Source organism: Burkholderiales bacterium (assembly GCA_015075645.1).
GTDB lineage: Bacteria > Pseudomonadota > Gammaproteobacteria > Burkholderiales > Casimicrobiaceae > VBCG01.
This window is the reverse complement of record JABTUF010000002.1, coordinates 418262-433699: the sequence shown is the minus strand read 5'-3', so window position 1 is coordinate 433699 and position 15438 is coordinate 418262. Positions and strand designations below refer to the sequence as shown.

15 protein-coding genes are annotated in these 15438 nt (G+C 71.7%); 6 read left to right on the top strand and 9 right to left on the bottom strand.

From position 1 onward, the window contains the following. Positions 1 to 7: 7 nt before the first annotated feature. Positions 8 to 1096: a patatin-like phospholipase family protein gene (locus HS109_05435; protein ID MBE7521812.1), complete on the bottom strand. Its 1089-nt coding sequence runs from the start codon at positions 1094 to 1096 to the stop codon at positions 8 to 10. Between the two features lie 152 nt (positions 1097 to 1248). Between HS109_05435 and HS109_05430 the strand changes: the two genes are divergently transcribed. Continuing rightward, positions 1249 to 1641, top strand: a complete 393-nt coding sequence (locus HS109_05430; GenBank protein ID MBE7521811.1) for a DUF2237 domain-containing protein — start codon at positions 1249 to 1251, stop codon at positions 1639 to 1641. Here HS109_05430 and HS109_05425 read toward each other — a convergent pair. Both HS109_05425 and HS109_05420 read right to left on the bottom strand, forming a co-directional pair. Further along, on the bottom strand, positions 1616 to 2767 hold the full coding sequence (locus HS109_05425; protein MBE7521810.1) for a helix-turn-helix transcriptional regulator: 1152 nt from the start codon (positions 2765 to 2767) through the stop codon (positions 1616 to 1618). The two genes, HS109_05430 and HS109_05425, sit on opposite strands and share 26 nt — an antisense overlap. Next, complete coding sequence (locus tag HS109_05420; GenBank protein MBE7521809.1) at positions 2739 to 3872, bottom strand: helix-turn-helix transcriptional regulator; 1134 nt, start codon at positions 3870 to 3872, stop codon at positions 2739 to 2741. The genes HS109_05425 and HS109_05420 overlap by 29 nt, the downstream gene beginning before the upstream one ends. 106 nt (positions 3873 to 3978) lie before the next feature. Between HS109_05420 and HS109_05415 the strand changes: the two genes are divergently transcribed. Continuing rightward, the gene (locus tag HS109_05415; GenBank protein ID MBE7521808.1) at positions 3979 to 4752 is read left to right on the top strand and encodes a glycine zipper 2TM domain-containing protein; all 774 of its coding nucleotides are present in this window, start codon (positions 3979 to 3981) and stop codon (positions 4750 to 4752) included. 56 nt (positions 4753 to 4808) lie between these two features. Here the strand turns inward: HS109_05415 and HS109_05410 are convergent, their stop codons facing one another. The 3 genes from HS109_05410 to HS109_05400 form a co-directional block, all read right to left on the bottom strand. Continuing rightward, positions 4809 to 5261, bottom strand: a complete 453-nt coding sequence (locus HS109_05410; GenBank protein MBE7521807.1) for a CHRD domain-containing protein — start codon at positions 5259 to 5261, stop codon at positions 4809 to 4811. Between the two features lie 172 nt (positions 5262 to 5433). Then, a complete protein-coding gene (locus HS109_05405; protein MBE7521806.1) occupies positions 5434 to 7218 on the bottom strand; it encodes a hypothetical protein in 1785 nt (594 codons plus the stop codon). Further along, positions 7215 to 8099: a hypothetical protein gene (locus HS109_05400; protein MBE7521805.1), complete on the bottom strand. Its 885-nt coding sequence runs from the start codon at positions 8097 to 8099 to the stop codon at positions 7215 to 7217. The genes HS109_05405 and HS109_05400 overlap by 4 nt, the downstream gene beginning before the upstream one ends. Positions 8100 to 8263: 164 nt before the next feature. On the opposite strand from HS109_05400, the gene HS109_05395 reads away from it, so the two are divergent. From HS109_05395 to HS109_05385, 3 genes are read left to right on the top strand one after another with little or no spacing between them, the layout of a single operon-like run. Then, positions 8264 to 8776 carry a DUF1993 domain-containing protein gene (locus tag HS109_05395; protein ID MBE7521804.1) on the top strand — a complete coding sequence of 171 codons (513 nt, stop codon included), beginning with the start codon at positions 8264 to 8266 and terminating at the stop codon, positions 8774 to 8776. Positions 8777 to 8821: 45 nt separating this feature from the next. Then, the gene (locus tag HS109_05390; protein MBE7521803.1) at positions 8822 to 10405 is read left to right on the top strand and encodes a hypothetical protein; all 1584 of its coding nucleotides are present in this window, start codon (positions 8822 to 8824) and stop codon (positions 10403 to 10405) included. Further along, positions 10405 to 10671, top strand: a complete 267-nt coding sequence (locus HS109_05385; protein MBE7521802.1) for a hypothetical protein — start codon at positions 10405 to 10407, stop codon at positions 10669 to 10671. Before HS109_05390 ends, HS109_05385 begins: the two co-directional genes overlap by 1 nt. On the opposite strand, the gene HS109_05380 is transcribed toward HS109_05385, so the two are convergent. Then, entirely contained in the window at positions 10590 to 12032 is a 1443-nt protein-coding gene (locus HS109_05380) for a hypothetical protein (GenBank protein ID MBE7521801.1), read from the bottom strand. The genes HS109_05385 and HS109_05380 overlap by 82 nt on opposite strands. A gap of 248 nt (positions 12033 to 12280) precedes the next feature. Here HS109_05380 and msrA point away from each other — a divergent pair, with 248 nt between their 5' ends. Further along, on the top strand, positions 12281 to 12937 hold the full coding sequence (msrA, locus tag HS109_05375) for a peptide-methionine (S)-S-oxide reductase MsrA (GenBank protein MBE7521800.1): 657 nt from the start codon (positions 12281 to 12283) through the stop codon (positions 12935 to 12937). A gap of 80 nt (positions 12938 to 13017) precedes the next feature. Here the strand turns inward: msrA and HS109_05370 are convergent, their stop codons facing one another. After that, positions 13018 to 13986 carry a 2-dehydropantoate 2-reductase gene (locus HS109_05370; protein MBE7521799.1) on the bottom strand — a complete coding sequence of 323 codons (969 nt, stop codon included), beginning with the start codon at positions 13984 to 13986 and terminating at the stop codon, positions 13018 to 13020. A gap of 120 nt (positions 13987 to 14106) precedes the next feature. Beyond that, the gene (locus HS109_05365; GenBank protein ID MBE7521798.1) at positions 14107 to 15384 is read right to left on the bottom strand and encodes a DUF2029 domain-containing protein; all 1278 of its coding nucleotides are present in this window, start codon (positions 15382 to 15384) and stop codon (positions 14107 to 14109) included. Positions 15385 to 15438 lie beyond the last annotated feature (54 nt).

The following is a 15438-nucleotide window of genomic DNA, read 5'->3' as shown; positions in this document are numbered from 1 at the left end:
CCCGGCCTCAGATGCCTTCGAGGATGGCGTCGAAATCGAGCGTCGAGCGCACGCCGAGGTCGCCTCGATGGGCGTCGAGGAACGCCGACGCGGCCGCGCGCCCCTCGTCGCGGAGCATCATGAAGAACGGCCACTCGGCGAGGAGCTTCGACGAGTAGCCGAGCTTCAGCATCACGTCGGACGCGATCCGGTGCACGCGCATGTTGGCCCACATCCGGCCTTCCGCGCTCCCGGCGTCGAGCACGCTGCGCATCAGCGCGCCCGCGCGCAGGTCCTTGAGCAGCGTGGCGTTGAACGAGATCTCGTTCAGGCGGTTCTGGATCTCGCGCGCCGTCCGGGGTGTTCCCGGCCGCTCGATCGGGTTGATCTGGACGATGATCGTGTCGGACGCCGAGCATTCGCGGATCAGCGGGTACATCGACGGATTGCCCGAGTATCCGCCGTCCCAGTACGACTCGCCGTCGATCTCGACCGCCTGGAAGAGCGTCGGCAGGCAGGCGGAAGCGAGCAGCACGTCCGGCGTGATCTCGCTGTTGCGGAACACGCGGCCTTTGCCGGTGCGCACGTTGGTCGCGGTCACGAACAGCTTGACCGGCGAATCGTTCAGCCGCTCGAAGTCGATGGACTCCGCGAGGATGCGGCCGAGCGGGTTCTCGACCATGAACATGCTGTAGGGCGAGAGCACCTGCGAGGCGAGTTCCATCGCGACGAACGCCGGCGAGTAGTCGAGCGTCCAGGCGCCCGACATGACCTCGAGCGGACCGCGCTGCAGCGGGCTCATCGCGGCGGCGTCGGCGACGCGCTTCCAGAAGCTCGCGAGCCCCTCGCGCGCGGCGTCGTGCCCGCCGTGCGCGAGGCCGTCGGCGAGGATCGCGGCGTTCATGGCGCCCGCCGACGTGCCGGAAATGCCGTCGATCGCGAGCCAGGATTCCTCGAGCAGGCGGTCGAGCACGCCCCAGGTGAAGGCGCCGTGGGCTCCGCCGCCCTGGAGCGCCAGGTCGACGAGGACCTTGCCGTCGCGGCGTTTGCGTGCGGGAGTCGCTGCCGGGACGGACGTGGCGCGCGCGGGTCTTGAGTGTTTCGATCTCGTTGCCATGGGGGAGCGGTGGCGCATGCACACCGTCGAAGTGCGCGCGCGAAACGAAGGGAACCCGAAATTATAGCAGGCGCGCGTTCATGCCCCGAAGGGGCCGGTGCGCCGCGACGGTTCGATCGCATCCGCCGCGCGATCCGGACTATCATGTCGGGATGGCTTCCGATGCCGCGCGCGACCGGGTCGCCGACCGCAACGTGCTGGGCGGCGCGCTCGAGCCGTGCTCGATGGCGCCGCGCACCGGCTTCTTCCGCGACGGCTGCTGCAACACCGGTCCTGACGACCACGGCCTGCACGTCGTCTGCGCGCGCATGACGCGCGACTTCCTGCGGTTCGCCCGCGAGCAGGGCAACGACCTCGTCACGCCCGCGCCGCGCTACGGTTTCCCGGGGCTTTCGCCCGGCGATCGCTGGTGCGTGTGCGCCGCGACCTGGCGGCAGGCCTACGAGGCCGGCGTGGCGCCGCCGGTGGTGCTCGCGGCGACGCACGAGGAAACGCTCGCCGTGATTCCGCTCTCGGCGCTCAAGGAACTCGCGATCGACGCGTGACGCGACCGGCGGCCCCGGCATCCGGGTGTCGCCCGGATCCGCCCGACGGGCGGTCGCCCAGGATCCGCGCGAGCGTCGTCCGCGCGGGAACGTGCGCGACGTCGTAGCCGCCGATGCGCGCGATGGCACGCCGGAACACGACGGTGTCGGCGGCACGCGCGAGCGTGTCGAGCGCGTCCGCCGCGGTACTGCGGATCGGCGCAGCGAGGTAGTAGTGCTCGTTCGCCACCGGCACGAACCCGAGGTCGTGCGCACGCGCCGCGGCCTCGATGCCGAACGCGACGTCCGCCGTGCCCGACCGCACGCGCGCGGCGGTCGCCATGTGCGTGAGCCCCTCGCTTTCGTAGCCTTCGATGGCCTCCGGCGTGATGCCCCGCGAGGCGAGCAGCGCGTCGAACAGCAGTCGCGTTCCCGATCCGCGCTCCCGGTTCGCGAGGCGCAGGCCGGGTCGGAGGAGGTCGGCGAGCGAGCGCATGCGCTGCGGGTTGCCGTGCGCGACGATCATGCCCTGGTGACGCGACAGGAGCCGCAGGTACCGGTACTCGCGCTCGTCGAGGCGGGACCGGTACACGGGCAGCAGGTGGCCGAGCAGCGACGGCGGATCCGGAACATGGAATCCCGCGAGGTCGCATTCGCCCGCCGCGAGCGCGTCGAGGCTCGCGAGGCCGCCCTGGAACCGGAGGTCGATCGCGAGTTGCCCGGCGAGCCGCTCGTGCAGCTTCAGGACGGCGAGGTCGTGGCTCGCGCGAAGCCGCAGGCGCGGGGCGGGCGGCGCCTCGGGCACGTCGAGGTAGTCGGCCAGTTCTTCCGACAGGCGGGCGAACCTCGCGCCGACACGTTCGTGCAACCACGCGTCGATGCCGGCGAGCTTCAATCCGAACGGCGTGAGTGCGCTGCCGCGGCCGCGCGACAGGACCGCGAGCCGCCGGCCGGAGATCGTCTCCCAGCGTTCGATCAGCGTGCATGCGTAGCGATGCGACATCCCGGCGTCCCGCCTCGCGAGCGCGAGCGAGCCATGCCTGCGGATGCCGCGAAGCAGATCGAGGAGTTCGCGCGGCACCGGGTGCGCCGCGTCGCGTCCGAGGCCCACGCCCGGATCAAGCCGCGCCTTGAGCCTGTCGGTCATGACGTGGACGAGTCCGCGCGTGGCGCGCGTCGAAGGCGTCGGGAAAGAGCTCGCCGAACGAGGCGACGTCGCCGGGCTGGTCCAGCCGGTAGCCGGGCACCGCGTCGATCGAGCGACGGAACGCGGAACCTCGCAGCAACGCCACGATCGACTGCACCGCAGGGGAGTCCAGCGATGCGGCCTTGCAGGCGAGGAGATAGCGTTCCTCGACGATCGGGATGAAGTCGAGCTTGTACGCGTGCGCCGCGGGCGCGACGCCGAGTCCCGCGTGCGCGACTCCGCTCGCCACCGCGGCCGCGACCGCGGCATGGGTGATCTCGGCCGTGTCGTAGCCGCGGATCGCGCGCGATGCGATGCCCCGCCCCGCGAGGAGCGCGTCGAACAGCACGCGGGTGCCGGACCCCGGCTGCCGGTTGACGAACTTCACGCGCGGACGCGCGAGGTCGGCGAGGTCGCGGATGCGCAGCGGATTGCCCGGCGCGACGATCAATCCCTGCGTCCGCCGCACCATCCGGATCACGCGCTGCTGGCGCGGGCGGATGAATCGTGCGTACTCGGCCCAGAACGCCGCGGCGATGTCGCCGATCGGAACGTGGAAGCCGGCGATCTCGCAGGTCCCGCGCGCCAGCGAGGCGAGCGCCTCGACGCTGCCGACGTACTTGAGCGCGATGTCGGCGTGCGCGTCGGCGGGCATGAGCCGGGGCAGCCGCTCGATCGCGTAGCCGTGGCTCGCGTGCACCCGCACCAGCGGCTGCGGCGCGCGGCGCGCCCGGCGGATCTCGACGTTGAGCTCGGAGGCGATGTTCTCGAGTTGCGGGAAGAGGCTCGCCTGCGTGCGCTGCTCGACCCACAGCAGGCGTTCGCCCAGCCGGGTGAGCCGCGTGCCCTTGCCCTGCTCCCTGACGACGAGGTCGCTGCCGAGCATCGCGGCCCAGCGCGAGAGGAGCTGCCACGCGTGGCGATACGACAGGCCGACCGCCTGCGACGCCGAGGTGAGTTTGCCGCTGTCGCGGATCGCCTGCAGCAAGCCGAAGAGCCGCGGCTCGAAGTGGTCGCCGTCGGGGCCCTGGAGCACCCAGGCGGGCTTGATGGCGACGCGTCCCATGCACGCGCAAGTCTACCCGCGTGGCGCCGATGGTCCGCGGAGGCCGCGGCGCCCGGCCGATCCCGGACTTCGCTACACTTGCGAACTCGACCCCCGGGGAAAACCCATGCTGCGCACGCTCTTCCGGTCATGCATCGCCGCGGCGGTGTTCGCGAGTCCCTTCGCGGCCGCGCAGGTCACGCTCTATGCGCAGGACCATTTCCGCGGCGCGAACTACCTGATCAACTGGGATACGCCGAACCTCGATCCCTACGGCTTCAACGACAAGACGAGGTCGGTGATCATCGATCGCGGGCGCTGGGAGTTCTGCGCCGACGCCCATTTCGGCGGTCGCTGCACGGTGCTCACGCCCGGCCAGTACCCGTCGCTCTACGCGATGGGGCTCGAGGGAAGCATCTCGTCGTTGCGGCGCGTCGGCGGCAACGTCGCGGGGAGCTACCCGCCGGCGCCGCCACCCAACTACGCGTACTACCCGCGCTACGGCGAGCCGCTCTACCAGGCCGACGTGATTTCGGTGCGCGCGGTCGTGGGTCCGCCCGAAGAGCGCTGCTGGGTCGAGCCGCAGCAGCATCGCGGCGACCAGGTCGCCGGGGCGGTCATCGGCGGCATCCTGGGCGGGGTGCTCGGCCACCAGATCGGCGGCGGCACCGGACGCGACGTCGCCACGGCGATCGGCGCGGTGGGAGGCGCCTATGCCGGTTCGACGGTGGCGGGTCGAGGTCAGGGCGGCGTGCAGAAGTGCCAGACCATCCCCGGATCGGGACAGCCGACCTACTGGGACGTCGTCTACCGCTTCCGCGGGCGCAACTACACGGCGCAGCTCTCGTTCCCGCCGGGCGCGACGATCACCGTCAACGGGCGCGGCGAACCGCGCGTCTGACCTTCCTGCGCGTCACGCTCCCGGTGTCGGACGCCGGTCCGGCACCGGGGCCGGCGTCACTGGCCCTTGAGCTGGGCGCGCACTTCTCCCGCGGGATGCGCGGCGCTGTGCACGTTGACGTAGGTCCGGCCGGCTTTGTAGGCCGCGTACTGCTCACTCGTCATCTTCGCGCCCGCGGGCGCGGAGAACGTGTTGTCGGCCGTCTTGACGAACGGGACGATGACCGGACCGTTGGCGCCTGCAGCCGCCATGTGAATGTGCGCGGCCGTCGCGCTCATGCCGTTGACGACGATCGTCGCGGTGACCATGCCTTCGGGCGTGACCGTGACGCTGCCGGAGCCCGAGGCGCCGGTCGCCGTCGCCGGAACCTCCTGCGCGCCGGTCAGCGCGACGGTCTGCGTGTAGGACTTCGGCATCTCCATCGACTGGCAGGCGGCGAGCGCCGCCGCGGCGCCCGCGAACGCGAGTGCGCGAATCGTCGAACGCCGGACCGGATCGGTGATTTTCATCGAAACCCTCCTCGAAGTTGTACGGGCAACGTGCCCTGCCGACGGGCGCTCCACGCCGGCAGCCTGACCGGTCGTACAGCTTGACGATGGCGCGTTGCGGATCGGGGGCGCCGCCGGTGCCGACCGGGCGAGGCGACCGCCTGTGCCAGCGCTAACAGTTGCAAGTCGTCGATCATTCCCGGCGTCGCTTCGCGGGGTCGATGTCGAGATATTTCCAGTAGGTCGAGAACCGCTGTGGCCGGAAGCCTGAGAGCCACGGCTGGACGTAGGCCGATTCCAGACGGAAGTACGCGGGCAGCATCGGCATGTACGTGCGCGCGATCGCGTTCATCGTCCGTGCCGCGTCGATCCGCTCGCGCTCGGTGCCGGCGCGCAGGAACGCCGCGGCGGCGCGATCGTAGTCGGCGTTCGCGAAACGCACGCTGTTGACGCGCATCGGCTCGATGCCGTGCAGTTGCGCGAATTCGTTGTAGCCGGACGGCGATCCGCCGTAGCCTCCCATGTACATCTGGAACTTCCCGAGTTCGACGTTGCGGATGACCTCCTGGAACGGCGCGAGTTCGAACGCGGTGCGCAGGCCCAGCGTGTCCAGGTTCCGGCGCCACAGCGTCTGCAGGTCGCGCGACATGCCGCCGGTCCGCAGCGACAGCGTGATCGTGACCGGTTCGCCGTCGGGACCGCGCCGGTATCCGTCCCGGTCGCGCTCCCCGTAGCCGAAACGGTCGAGGAGCGCATTCGCGGTGGCCGGGTCGTGGATCGACGCCGCGGGCATCGCCGGGTCGTGGCCGGTGGTGCCCGGCGGGGCGAACTGGTTCGCGGGGATCGCCTGGCCCGCCATCACGATCCGCGTGAACCGCCCGCTGTCGAAGCCCATCGCGATCGCGCGGCGCAGCGCGACGCGTTCGCGGCTGTCGCCGCCGAGCGTCGGGTCCTTCATGTTGAAGTAGAACGCGAACAGGAACGGCTCCGCGTGCACCTGCCGCGTGATGCCGCGCGCGGCGACCGCGGGGAGCAGCCGGTCGCCCGCGAGCAGGCGTGTGGCGATTTCACCGCGCAGTTCGACGAAGTCCAGGTCGCCGCGTTCGAACATCAGCAGGCGGGTGGAATCCTCGTCGACGATGTTCACCTCGACCGTCGCGGCGAACGGCACGCGCTTGCCGCGCATCGACGCGACGAGCGCGGCATCCGCGGGATCGGCGCTCGCGGGAAACGCAGCTTCGCGGTAGACGGGATTCGCCTCGAGCACGAGCTTCGAGCCGGGCTTCCACTCGCGCAGCCGGTACGGTCCGGTGCCCACCGGACGTGACCGGATGTCGCCTCCGGCCGCGTCGACGACTTCGCGCGCCAGTGCGCCGACGAAGCCCAGCATGTCCTCCAACGCCGGATAGTTCGCCCCGGAAAGCCGGATCCGGATCGTGTAGCGGTCGACCGCGCGCAGGCCCTCGATCGGCGCGTCGTAGTCGAGGCGGCCGTTCCGCTTCGCCGCGTCGACGACCGGTCGGGCTCCGACGATGAGGTCGGTGAGGACCGGCTGCCCGCCGCGGCGCAGGTTCGGGTCGAGCCAGCGCTTGTACGCGTAGACGTAGTCGTCGGCGACGAGTTCGCGCGGCTCGCCGCGAAACGCCGGATCGTCGATGAAGCGGATCCCGCGCTTCAGGCGGATCGTCCAGGTGCGTCCGGCATCGGTGATCTCGGCGGGTCCGGCCGCGGTGAGCGGCGTGAGCTTCGGCGTGCGCGACAGGTAGTCCCACTCGAACGCGGGCTCGAACAGCGCCTGGATGACCGAGAACGACGGCTGGTCGCTGTACTGCTGCGGGTCGAGCGTGTCGATGTCGAACACCGCCACGCGCAGGATCTTCGCTGCGTCCGCAGCCCGCGCTGCGGGCGCGGTGACCGGCAGGAGGCCCCAGGCGAGCGTGCGCATCGCGCGTCCGAGGAACGCGCGGCGGGCGTTCATCCGAACATGTCCCGCAGCAGGAACTCCTCGAGGCGTTGCGTGTCCTCGGGCCGCGCCGAGAGCGTGACCTCGTGGCCGAGGCGCTCCGAGCGCCACACGAAGTCGCCCTTCTCGGTCTGGCGGATGATCTCGATCATGCGCTTGACGATCGCGATGTCGATCGTCGGGTTGTCGCCCTTGCGGACTTCGAAGCGCTGCGGCGCCCGGCGCCGCGCTTCGGGACTCCAGCCGAAGAAGCGGAACTCCGCGAAGTCGTAGCTCTTCAGCGTGACCTGGAAGAGGCCGCCCCCGCTCTTCGGATTGCCGACGAACGGTCGCGGCGTGTTGAGGCTCGCGAGGTTGCGTTCGAGCGCGCGATCCCGGCGGGCCGCCTCGCCTTGTGCCGCGGGCGCGGGGCTCGGCTCCCCGCGCTCGGCGCGTCGCGCGGCGATGTACGCGGCGAGGTCGGTCTCGACCGGCGGCGACGGTGGCCGGGGCGTCGGCCGCGGGGGCGGCGGCAGCGGCACGAGCGTGGGAGGAGGCACCTTCAGTGTCTCCGGCGAGGGTTCGGCGGGGATCGACGCCATCGGTGGCAACGTCGGCCGGGCCGCCGGTCGCTCACGGCGCGGCGTCGGCGCCGTTGCCGGGGGCGGGGACGGAGGTGGTGACACCGGTTCCACCTGGGGCACCGGAGGCCGTGGGCGCGGCGCGAGCGAGACCGAGATCGGCGCGGACACCGGACCCTCGACTTCGCCGGGCGTCAGCGCGTGCTTCAGCACCGTCGGCGCCACGAGGAACAGCGCCGCGGCGTGCAGCAGCACCGACATCGCGATCGCGATGTCGAAGCGCCGGTGGCCTTCCTCACCGGCGCGAAGGTCGTACCACGGTCGCGTGAAGTGCATCGTCGGTCAGGTCGCCGCTGCCAGATGCCTGGCGCGGGGGACAACCCGCGAGGATACCGCGCGCGGTGACGGCCCCCCGCTGCGCTATGCTCGGTCCCTCCGGTGGGCGCGCTCCCTTGGAGTCCTCGCGTCCGGACCGGGTTCCCCACAGGAAGGAGACTCGCGTGTCGATCTCGATGTATCAGGTGAGCATTCCCCGGTTCACCCACATGCTGCACAACCTCGCGGCGATCCTCGACCGGGCGCAGGCCTACGCGGACGCGAAGAAGCTCGATCCGTCGGTGCTGCCGACCGCGCGGCTCTACCCCGACATGCTTCCGTTGGCGGCCCAGGTCAGGATCGCCTGCGACACGGCCAACGGCGTGGCCACACGGCTTGCGGGCGCCGCGGCGCCGACCTTCGGCGACGACAAGACGATCGCGGACCTGAAGGCGCGCATCGAGACGTCGATCGCGTTCCTGAAGACGGTCGCCGCGGCGGACATCGATGGCGCCGAGAAGAAGGAGACCGTCGTCAAGGTCGGCGGCAAGGACGTCACCTACGCGGGCCTGCAGTACCTGCTCGCGCGCGCGATCCCGAACTTCTACTTCCACGTGACGACCGCGTACGCCATCCTGCGTCACAACGGGCTCGAGATCGGCAAGGGCGATTTCCTGGGCAACACGCTGTCGCCGTAGCGCGGAGCGCGGCCGCGCGAGGGTCCGCCTCGCGGCGAGGGGCGCATGACCGACAAGCTGATCGTCACTCACCGCGGCGCGCTGCGGGCGAAGTACGGATCCGCGGGGTGGCGGCGCATCCGCGCGGCGATCGGACGGCTCGTCGCCGCGGACCGCGCCCGCGGACTCGTCACGCGGCTCGTCCTGCTCGACGACGGCCGCTCGATGCGCGCGTACCGTTGCCGCCCGATGCGCGACGCGCTCGACTACCGAGGCGCGAAGCGGGCGGTCGACGCGGCGTATCGCAGGGCGGCGCCGGATTACCTGATGATCCTCGGCGCCCCCGACGTCGTTCCGCACCAGCCGATCGCGAATCCGGCGTTCGATCCGCCCGACGACCCCGACAGCGTAGCGTGGAGCGACCTGCCGTACGCCTGCGACGGCCGCTACGGCACCGACGTCGCGGCGTTCCTCGGTCCCACCCGCGTCGTCGGCCGCCTGCCGGACCTCCGCGGCGCGTACCGAAGCGCGCAGGCATCCAGCCTCGTGCGGCTGCTCGACCTCGCCGCGCGCCATGCGCGTCGACCGCCGGAAGCCTACGGCCTGCCGTTCGCGCTCAGCGCGAAGGTCTGGAAGGCCTCGAGCGAGCGCAACGCCTTCGACGTCTTCGGCGTGCGCGGCACGGTGCGGACCTCGCCGCCGGCCGGACCGCGGTTCTCCGCCTCCGCCCTCGCGGCGCTCGCGCACTTCATCAACTGCCACGGCAGCGAGGGCTCGCCCGAGTTCCAGGGACAGGACCGCAGGCGCAACGCCCGCTACCCGATCGCGTTAAGCACGCGCGGCCTCGCGAAGAAGGTCAGGCCGGGCACCGTCGCCGCGGCAGAGTGCTGCTACGGCGCGCAGCTCTATTCGCCCGACCTGATCGGCGCCGACCGGCCGATCTGCCAGAGCTATCTCGCGCAGGGCGCGTGCGGATTCTTCGGCAGCACGACGATCGCCTACGGCGACGACCGCAGCGACACCACGGCCGCCGACCTGATGGTGAAGGAGTTCCTGCTGCGCGCGCTCTCGGGGATGTCGCTCGGGCGTGCGGCGCTCGAAGCGCGACAGGCGTTCGTCGGCGGGCGCATCGACATCGACCCGATCGATCTCAAGACCCTCGCGCAGTTCATCCTGCTGGGAGATCCGTCGATCCATCCCGTGGCCTCCGAGTTCGCACGGCCCGATTCGCGTTCCCGTCGTCCCGGCGCGCGCGCGCGCAAGGACGGCGAGGAGTCGCTCGTGAAGGCTCGTCGCGAACGCCGGCGTGAGCGGCGTGGCGACCTCGCGGCACAAGGGCGCTTCCTGCAGCGGACGCGCGCTCCCGCGGTCCGCGCGGCGACCGATACGCTCTCGCCGAGGCTCCGCCGCGACCTCGCGAGCATCGCGAGGCGCGAAGGCGTCGACACGAAGCCGTTCCGCGCGTTCGCGGCCGCGGCGCCGACCGGCGCGCGCGCATTGGGGGATGCGCGGGGCGCGGCGGAACGATGCCGCTACTTCCTCGCGGTGCGCAAGCCGTCGGGGGCACCGGGCGGTCCGCACGCGGTCGCGGTCGTCGTGAAGATCGTGGGTGGCCGTGTCGTCGGCGTGAGGACCTGCCGGCAGCGCTGATGAAACCGAAGGTCACCGGCGATGAAGGGCGGCGGGTGCGTGGCGTCACCGGACGCGTGTCGCGCGGACCGTTCGGCACCCTCAGCAAGAGCGAGCACGTCGCCACCTGGATCGACACACCGCAGGGGCGCTACGTCCTGCGGCGCCACGGCGGACCAGCGATGGGTGACCGCGCGCTCGACCGCTACGTCGGATGCACGGTGCGCTGCGATGGCGTGCTGCTGGCCTCGACGCTCGTCGCCGACGCGATCGAGATCGTCGCGTAGGTCGATCGCCCCTCGGGCGGCCGAGTCCGGCGATCGGACCGGGGCGGGATCCAATCCGGCACGAACACCCGGTGGCCGCCCCAGCCACTCTCGCACATCGGGCACACCAGGCATTCGGTCGAACGGATCTCGCACAGCTTGATCGCGCAGCCTACGGAGTGTCCTTCGAGGATCAGGCGCACGCGGTCGAGCTTCTGCCCGCGCCGGCCCTTGATCAGCACGACGTCGCCGGGGCGGAGCACCCGCGCGAGGTGCGCCGCGGCCTCCTGCACGGTCCGGCCGGCGTCCGCGATCGCCTCGCGCGGCATGCCGGCCTTGCGTGCGCCGCGCGAGTAGCGCTTGAACGCGCGCCCGACGGTCGAGAACCGGTCCGCGACGCGCGCGACGTGCATCCCGACCGCCAGGTAGACCGGCCATTCGCGTCCCTGGACGAACGACATGTCGCCGAACAGCACGATCTTGCGCGCGGCGGGAATCTCGTCCAGCACGTCGAGCGCGGCGTGGATCGTCTCGCGCGTCATCTTGTAGTCGTCGCGCAGCAGGATCGCGCCGTTGGGGAGCAAGACCGGTTGCATGCGCCCGGGGGTGGGTTCGAGCGCGCGCAGCCGTTCGAGCGCGGCATCGAGCGGAATGCCTTCGAGACACGCGACGGTGATCGCGGCGAGGATCGGGTAGACCATGTGCCTCCCGATCAGGCGGGTGGCCACCACGCGCTCCTCGCCGAACGCGTGCAGCCGGAAGCGCATGCCGCGCGGCCAGTCGAGGCGCACGTCGCTCGCGCGGACATCGACGTGCGTCCCGGTCCCGTAGGTCAGAACGCGGCCCGGCGCCGATGACGCCATCCACAGCGTGTGCGGGTCGTCGCCGTTCAGGACCGTCACGCCGCCGCGACGCAGCGCGCGCACGAGGAGGACCTTCTCGCCGCGCTTGTCCTCGAGCGTCGGCAGCTTCGCGTGGTGCTCGCTGCCGATCGACGTGACGATCGCGATGTCGGGATGCACGACGTGTCCGTAGCGTGCGAGTTCGCCCGGTCCCGAGATACCGGTCTCGATGACCGCGTGGCGCTGGCCCGGCACGATGCGCAGGACCGCGCGCGCGACCGAGGTCCAGGCGTTGCGCAGGCTCGCGTCCGTTGCGGGCGCATCGAGCGCCGCGGCGATGGCGCGAACCGTGGTCGATTTGCCGAAGCTTCCGGTGACCGCGACCACGCGCGTGCGCGAGGCGAGGGTGCGGCGATACGCGATCGCGAGTCGCGACCAGACCGGCCACAGCCGGTAGTTCGCGCCGTCGATGACCTGACGCCGGCCGCCCGCCGTGCGGAGCATCGCCGGGACTTCCTTCAGCGGGTAGCGCATGGCCATCGGGTGCGCATCATAGGCGCAATCGGCTGGCCTGCGTCGAAGATGGCGGCGTCCGCGGCGGCAGGCTGCGACGACGTCGTTCCTGTCGTCCGCGACAGTTTCGCCGGGCGGGAACACGGCGCTCCCGCGAACGTCGACGCGAGAGGTGGTGTGACGAACCGGCCGCGTTGGGCGGTATACCCGAGCGTGAAAGGTTGGACCCGATCCGGGCGACAATCGCACATTGCCCGCTGGTTCCGGAGCCCACGATGCGCCATTCCGCATTCGCACTTCTGCTGGGTCTCGCCTCGTCCGCGATGGCGGCCGCGCCCGTGCCCGCGCCCGCGCTCGACATGAAGGCGTCCCCATCCGGGGGATTGCAGACCGCGGTGTTCGCCGGCGGTTGCTTCTGGGGCGTTGAAGCCGTCTACCGGCACCTGAACGGCGTCACGCGGGCGGTCTCCGGCTACGCCGGCGGCACGGCGCCCAACCCGACCTACGAAGCGGTGTCGTCGGGACGCACCGGCCACGCGGAGTCGGTCGAGATCACCTTCGACCCGAAGGTCGTGAGCTACGGCACGCTGCTGCGCGTGTTCTTCTCGGTCGCGCACGATCCGACCGAATTGAACCGCCAGGGACCCGACGTCGGCACGCAGTACCGTTCGGCGATCTACACGACCAACGACGAGCAGCAGCGGATCGCGGCAGCGTACATCGCGCAACTCGACGGCGCGAAGGCGTTCCGGTCGAAGATCGTGACCGAACTCGCGCCGCTCGCGAATTTCCATCCGGCGGAGGCCTACCACCAGGATTACGTGGCGCGCCATCCGACGCAACCGTACATCGTCTACAACGACCTGCCGAAGCTCGACGCGCTCAAGCGCCAGTTCCCGTCGATGGTGGCGGCGAAGCCGCTCGCGAACTGACGGCGGCCGGCGCCGCGGGCGAGGGGGTCGGCGCAACGAGGCAGGACGGCGGCCCGCCGGTCAGACGGGCGATGCGCCGGTCACGCGAGATCGTCGCCGGCCTCGCGCAGGCGGACGAGCGCGTGGAGCGTGCGGTTGACCGGCACCGGGACGCCCAGCGCGTCTCCGCGCGAGACGACGAATCCGTTCAGCATGTCGATCTCGGTGCGCTTGCCGCGCACGACGTCCTGCGCGGTGGACGAGTGCTGCGCGGCCATCGCCGCGGCCGTGCGCCAGACCGAGGCGATCATCGCGGCCTCGTCGATCGCGACGCCCGAGGCGCGGGCGACGGCGACCGCTTCGCGGATCGCGGTCTCCATGAGTTCGCGGATCGCGGGCTCCGCGGCCATGCGTCCGTAGCGCGCGCGGCCGAGCGCCGAGATCGCGTTGAACGCGCAGTTGGTGATGAGTTTGCGCCACAGCGCGGCGTCGATGTCGTCCACGACCGGGCAGGGCACGCCCGCGCGCTCGAACATCGCCGCGATGTCGGCGGCCCGCGCCTTCGCGCCCGGTCGGCCGGCGCCGCTTCGCGCCACGCCCAGTTCCAGGTCGCCGCGTCCGGCGTGCCGCACGACACCGGGCGCGTCCATCGACACGCCCACCCACACGACCGACGCGAGCACGACAGCGGGAAGCGTTTCGGCGAGGACGTCTGCGTTAGCGACGCCGTTCTGAAGGCTCACCACGGTCGCGCCGGGCGCGAGGTGCGGCGCCATCTCGAGCGCCACGGCGCGCGTGTCGGGGGACTTCACGCAGACGAGCACGACGTCGGCCGTCCGGATCGCGGTCATCTGCGTCGTGGCCTCGACGCGCGCGACGTCGCGGCGGTCGGCGCGGACGATCGCGAGGCCGTCGCGCGCGATCGCATCGACGTGCGCCGCGCGCGCGATGAGCGTGACCGGGACGCCGGCGAGCGCGAGCATGCCGCCGTAGTAGCCTCCGACGGCGCCGGCGCCGACGACGGCGACGCGGCGAACCGGTGGAAGCGAGGGCGCGGGCAGGGAGGTCATCGGTGTCGCGGCGGCGAGCGTCGGTCGGGTGCGCGGCCGCGGGTGTCGGCCGTCGTCAGAGCATGCCACACGGTCGCTTCGGCGCGTCGGCGGACGCCGCGCGAGGTTCGCTGCGCCGACTCAGGCGCGCGGTGCCCTGCCGATCGGCCCTGCGGACGACGCTTCGCGCCAGGCGAATCGCGCGAGGAGGGCGGCCGCGAGGAGCCACGTGCCGACCTGGGCCATCCGGTAGCCTGTGTTCCACGGTTCGGGAAGGAGGTAGAGGCCGCCTGGAGCGAGCAACAGGAGCACGACGGCGACGCCGAGCGCGCATGCGCCGCTGCGATCGCGGCTGGGCGATGAAGTGTCGAGCGCGATGCGCGACAGCGCGACCAGCGGCAACAGGATCAGCAGGTCGTCGTACCAGCGGTGGTAGGCCCAGAACCGCGTGACGATCGCAGCGACGCCGATCAGCAGCCACGGATCGGCCCGGCGGCAGCGCATGAGGAACGGCGCGAGGAGCGCGATCGCACCGAGCGATGCGAAAGGCATCCAGCCGGCGAGCCCCGCATCGGCGAGCAACCGGTGCAGATTGGACTCGCCGCCGCGCATCGCCTGCGACCAGCCGCGCGCGAGGAACTGGCCCAATAGCGAGGCGAGGCCCTCGTCCCGCACGGCGGACGCGGCGCATGTCAGGCCGAGGTAGCCGACCGCGACGAGCGCGACGACCCGTACGCCGCCCGGCAGCACCGCCGCGACCAGCGCGAGCGGCCCGGCGAGCGTCGGCTTGGCCAGCGCGAACAGCAGGAGCGCGGCGGCCAGGACGTCTCGCGGCCAGGATGGAGGACGATCGCGCAACAGCAGCAGCGCGATCACCGATGCGAGCACGATGTGGACACCGATCTGTCCGTTGCCCAAGGTCGCGCCGGCCGGGTAGGTCGCGACGACGACGAGCGCGGCGATCGCGCGCTCGACGCCGGTGCGTGCGCCGGATTCGCGTGCGAGGAGGATCGCGAGCGCCACCAGCGCGGCGGCGAAGCTGGCGAGCCACACGACGACCGTGAGCGGCTCCGAGGACCAGCCGTAGATCGGCGCGAGCGCGATCATGCTCGCCGGCGGGTAGTTGTTGACCGGTCCGCGGGGGCCGGCATAGACCGGGGCCCCCCGCCACCAGTCGACGACCATGTCGTGCAGGATCACGAGGTCGATCGCGCCCGGATGAATCGCGATGGGCCCGAGGCGCTGCGGGCGCGCGAGGAATCGCCACGCCTCGTAGCCGAGCCAGACAACGGCGATGCATGCGAGCGCCGCGACCGCGATCGCGAGGCCGGCGCGCGCGTGATCGACTCGCGCCCGCGCGACGTACGCCCGGTCGGGGTTGGGGCGCGCGCCCTCACGTGCGTTGGAAGTCGACGCCAAGTCTCGCGCTCGCGGCGACGAGCCGCGAGCCCCCCCGCGTCGATCCTACTCCGG

Bases quoted from the DNA above. Each gene is read 5' to 3' on its own strand.
- HS109_05435 (MBE7521812.1), bottom strand. From the start codon at position 1,096: ATGGCAACGAGATCGAAACACTCAAGACCCGCGCGCGCCACGTCCGTC.
- HS109_05430 (MBE7521811.1), top strand. From the start codon at position 1,249: ATGGCTTCCGATGCCGCGCGCGACCGGGTCGCCGACCGCAACGTGCTG.
- HS109_05425 (MBE7521810.1), bottom strand. From the start codon at position 2,767: ATGACCGACAGGCTCAAGGCGCGGCTTGATCCGGGCGTGGGCCTCGGA.
- HS109_05420 (MBE7521809.1), bottom strand. From the start codon at position 3,872: ATGGGACGCGTCGCCATCAAGCCCGCCTGGGTGCTCCAGGGCCCCGAC.
- HS109_05415 (MBE7521808.1), top strand. From the start codon at position 3,979: ATGCTGCGCACGCTCTTCCGGTCATGCATCGCCGCGGCGGTGTTCGCG.
- HS109_05410 (MBE7521807.1), bottom strand. From the start codon at position 5,261: ATGAAAATCACCGATCCGGTCCGGCGTTCGACGATTCGCGCACTCGCG.
- HS109_05405 (MBE7521806.1), bottom strand. From the start codon at position 7,218: ATGAACGCCCGCCGCGCGTTCCTCGGACGCGCGATGCGCACGCTCGCC.
- HS109_05400 (MBE7521805.1), bottom strand. From the start codon at position 8,099: ATGCACTTCACGCGACCGTGGTACGACCTTCGCGCCGGTGAGGAAGGC.
- HS109_05390 (MBE7521803.1), top strand. From the start codon at position 8,822: ATGACCGACAAGCTGATCGTCACTCACCGCGGCGCGCTGCGGGCGAAG.
- HS109_05385 (MBE7521802.1), top strand. From the start codon at position 10,405: ATGAAACCGAAGGTCACCGGCGATGAAGGGCGGCGGGTGCGTGGCGTC.
- HS109_05380 (MBE7521801.1), bottom strand. From the start codon at position 12,032: ATGGCCATGCGCTACCCGCTGAAGGAAGTCCCGGCGATGCTCCGCACG.
- msrA (MBE7521800.1), top strand. From the start codon at position 12,281: ATGCGCCATTCCGCATTCGCACTTCTGCTGGGTCTCGCCTCGTCCGCG.
- HS109_05370 (MBE7521799.1), bottom strand. From the start codon at position 13,986: ATGACCTCCCTGCCCGCGCCCTCGCTTCCACCGGTTCGCCGCGTCGCC.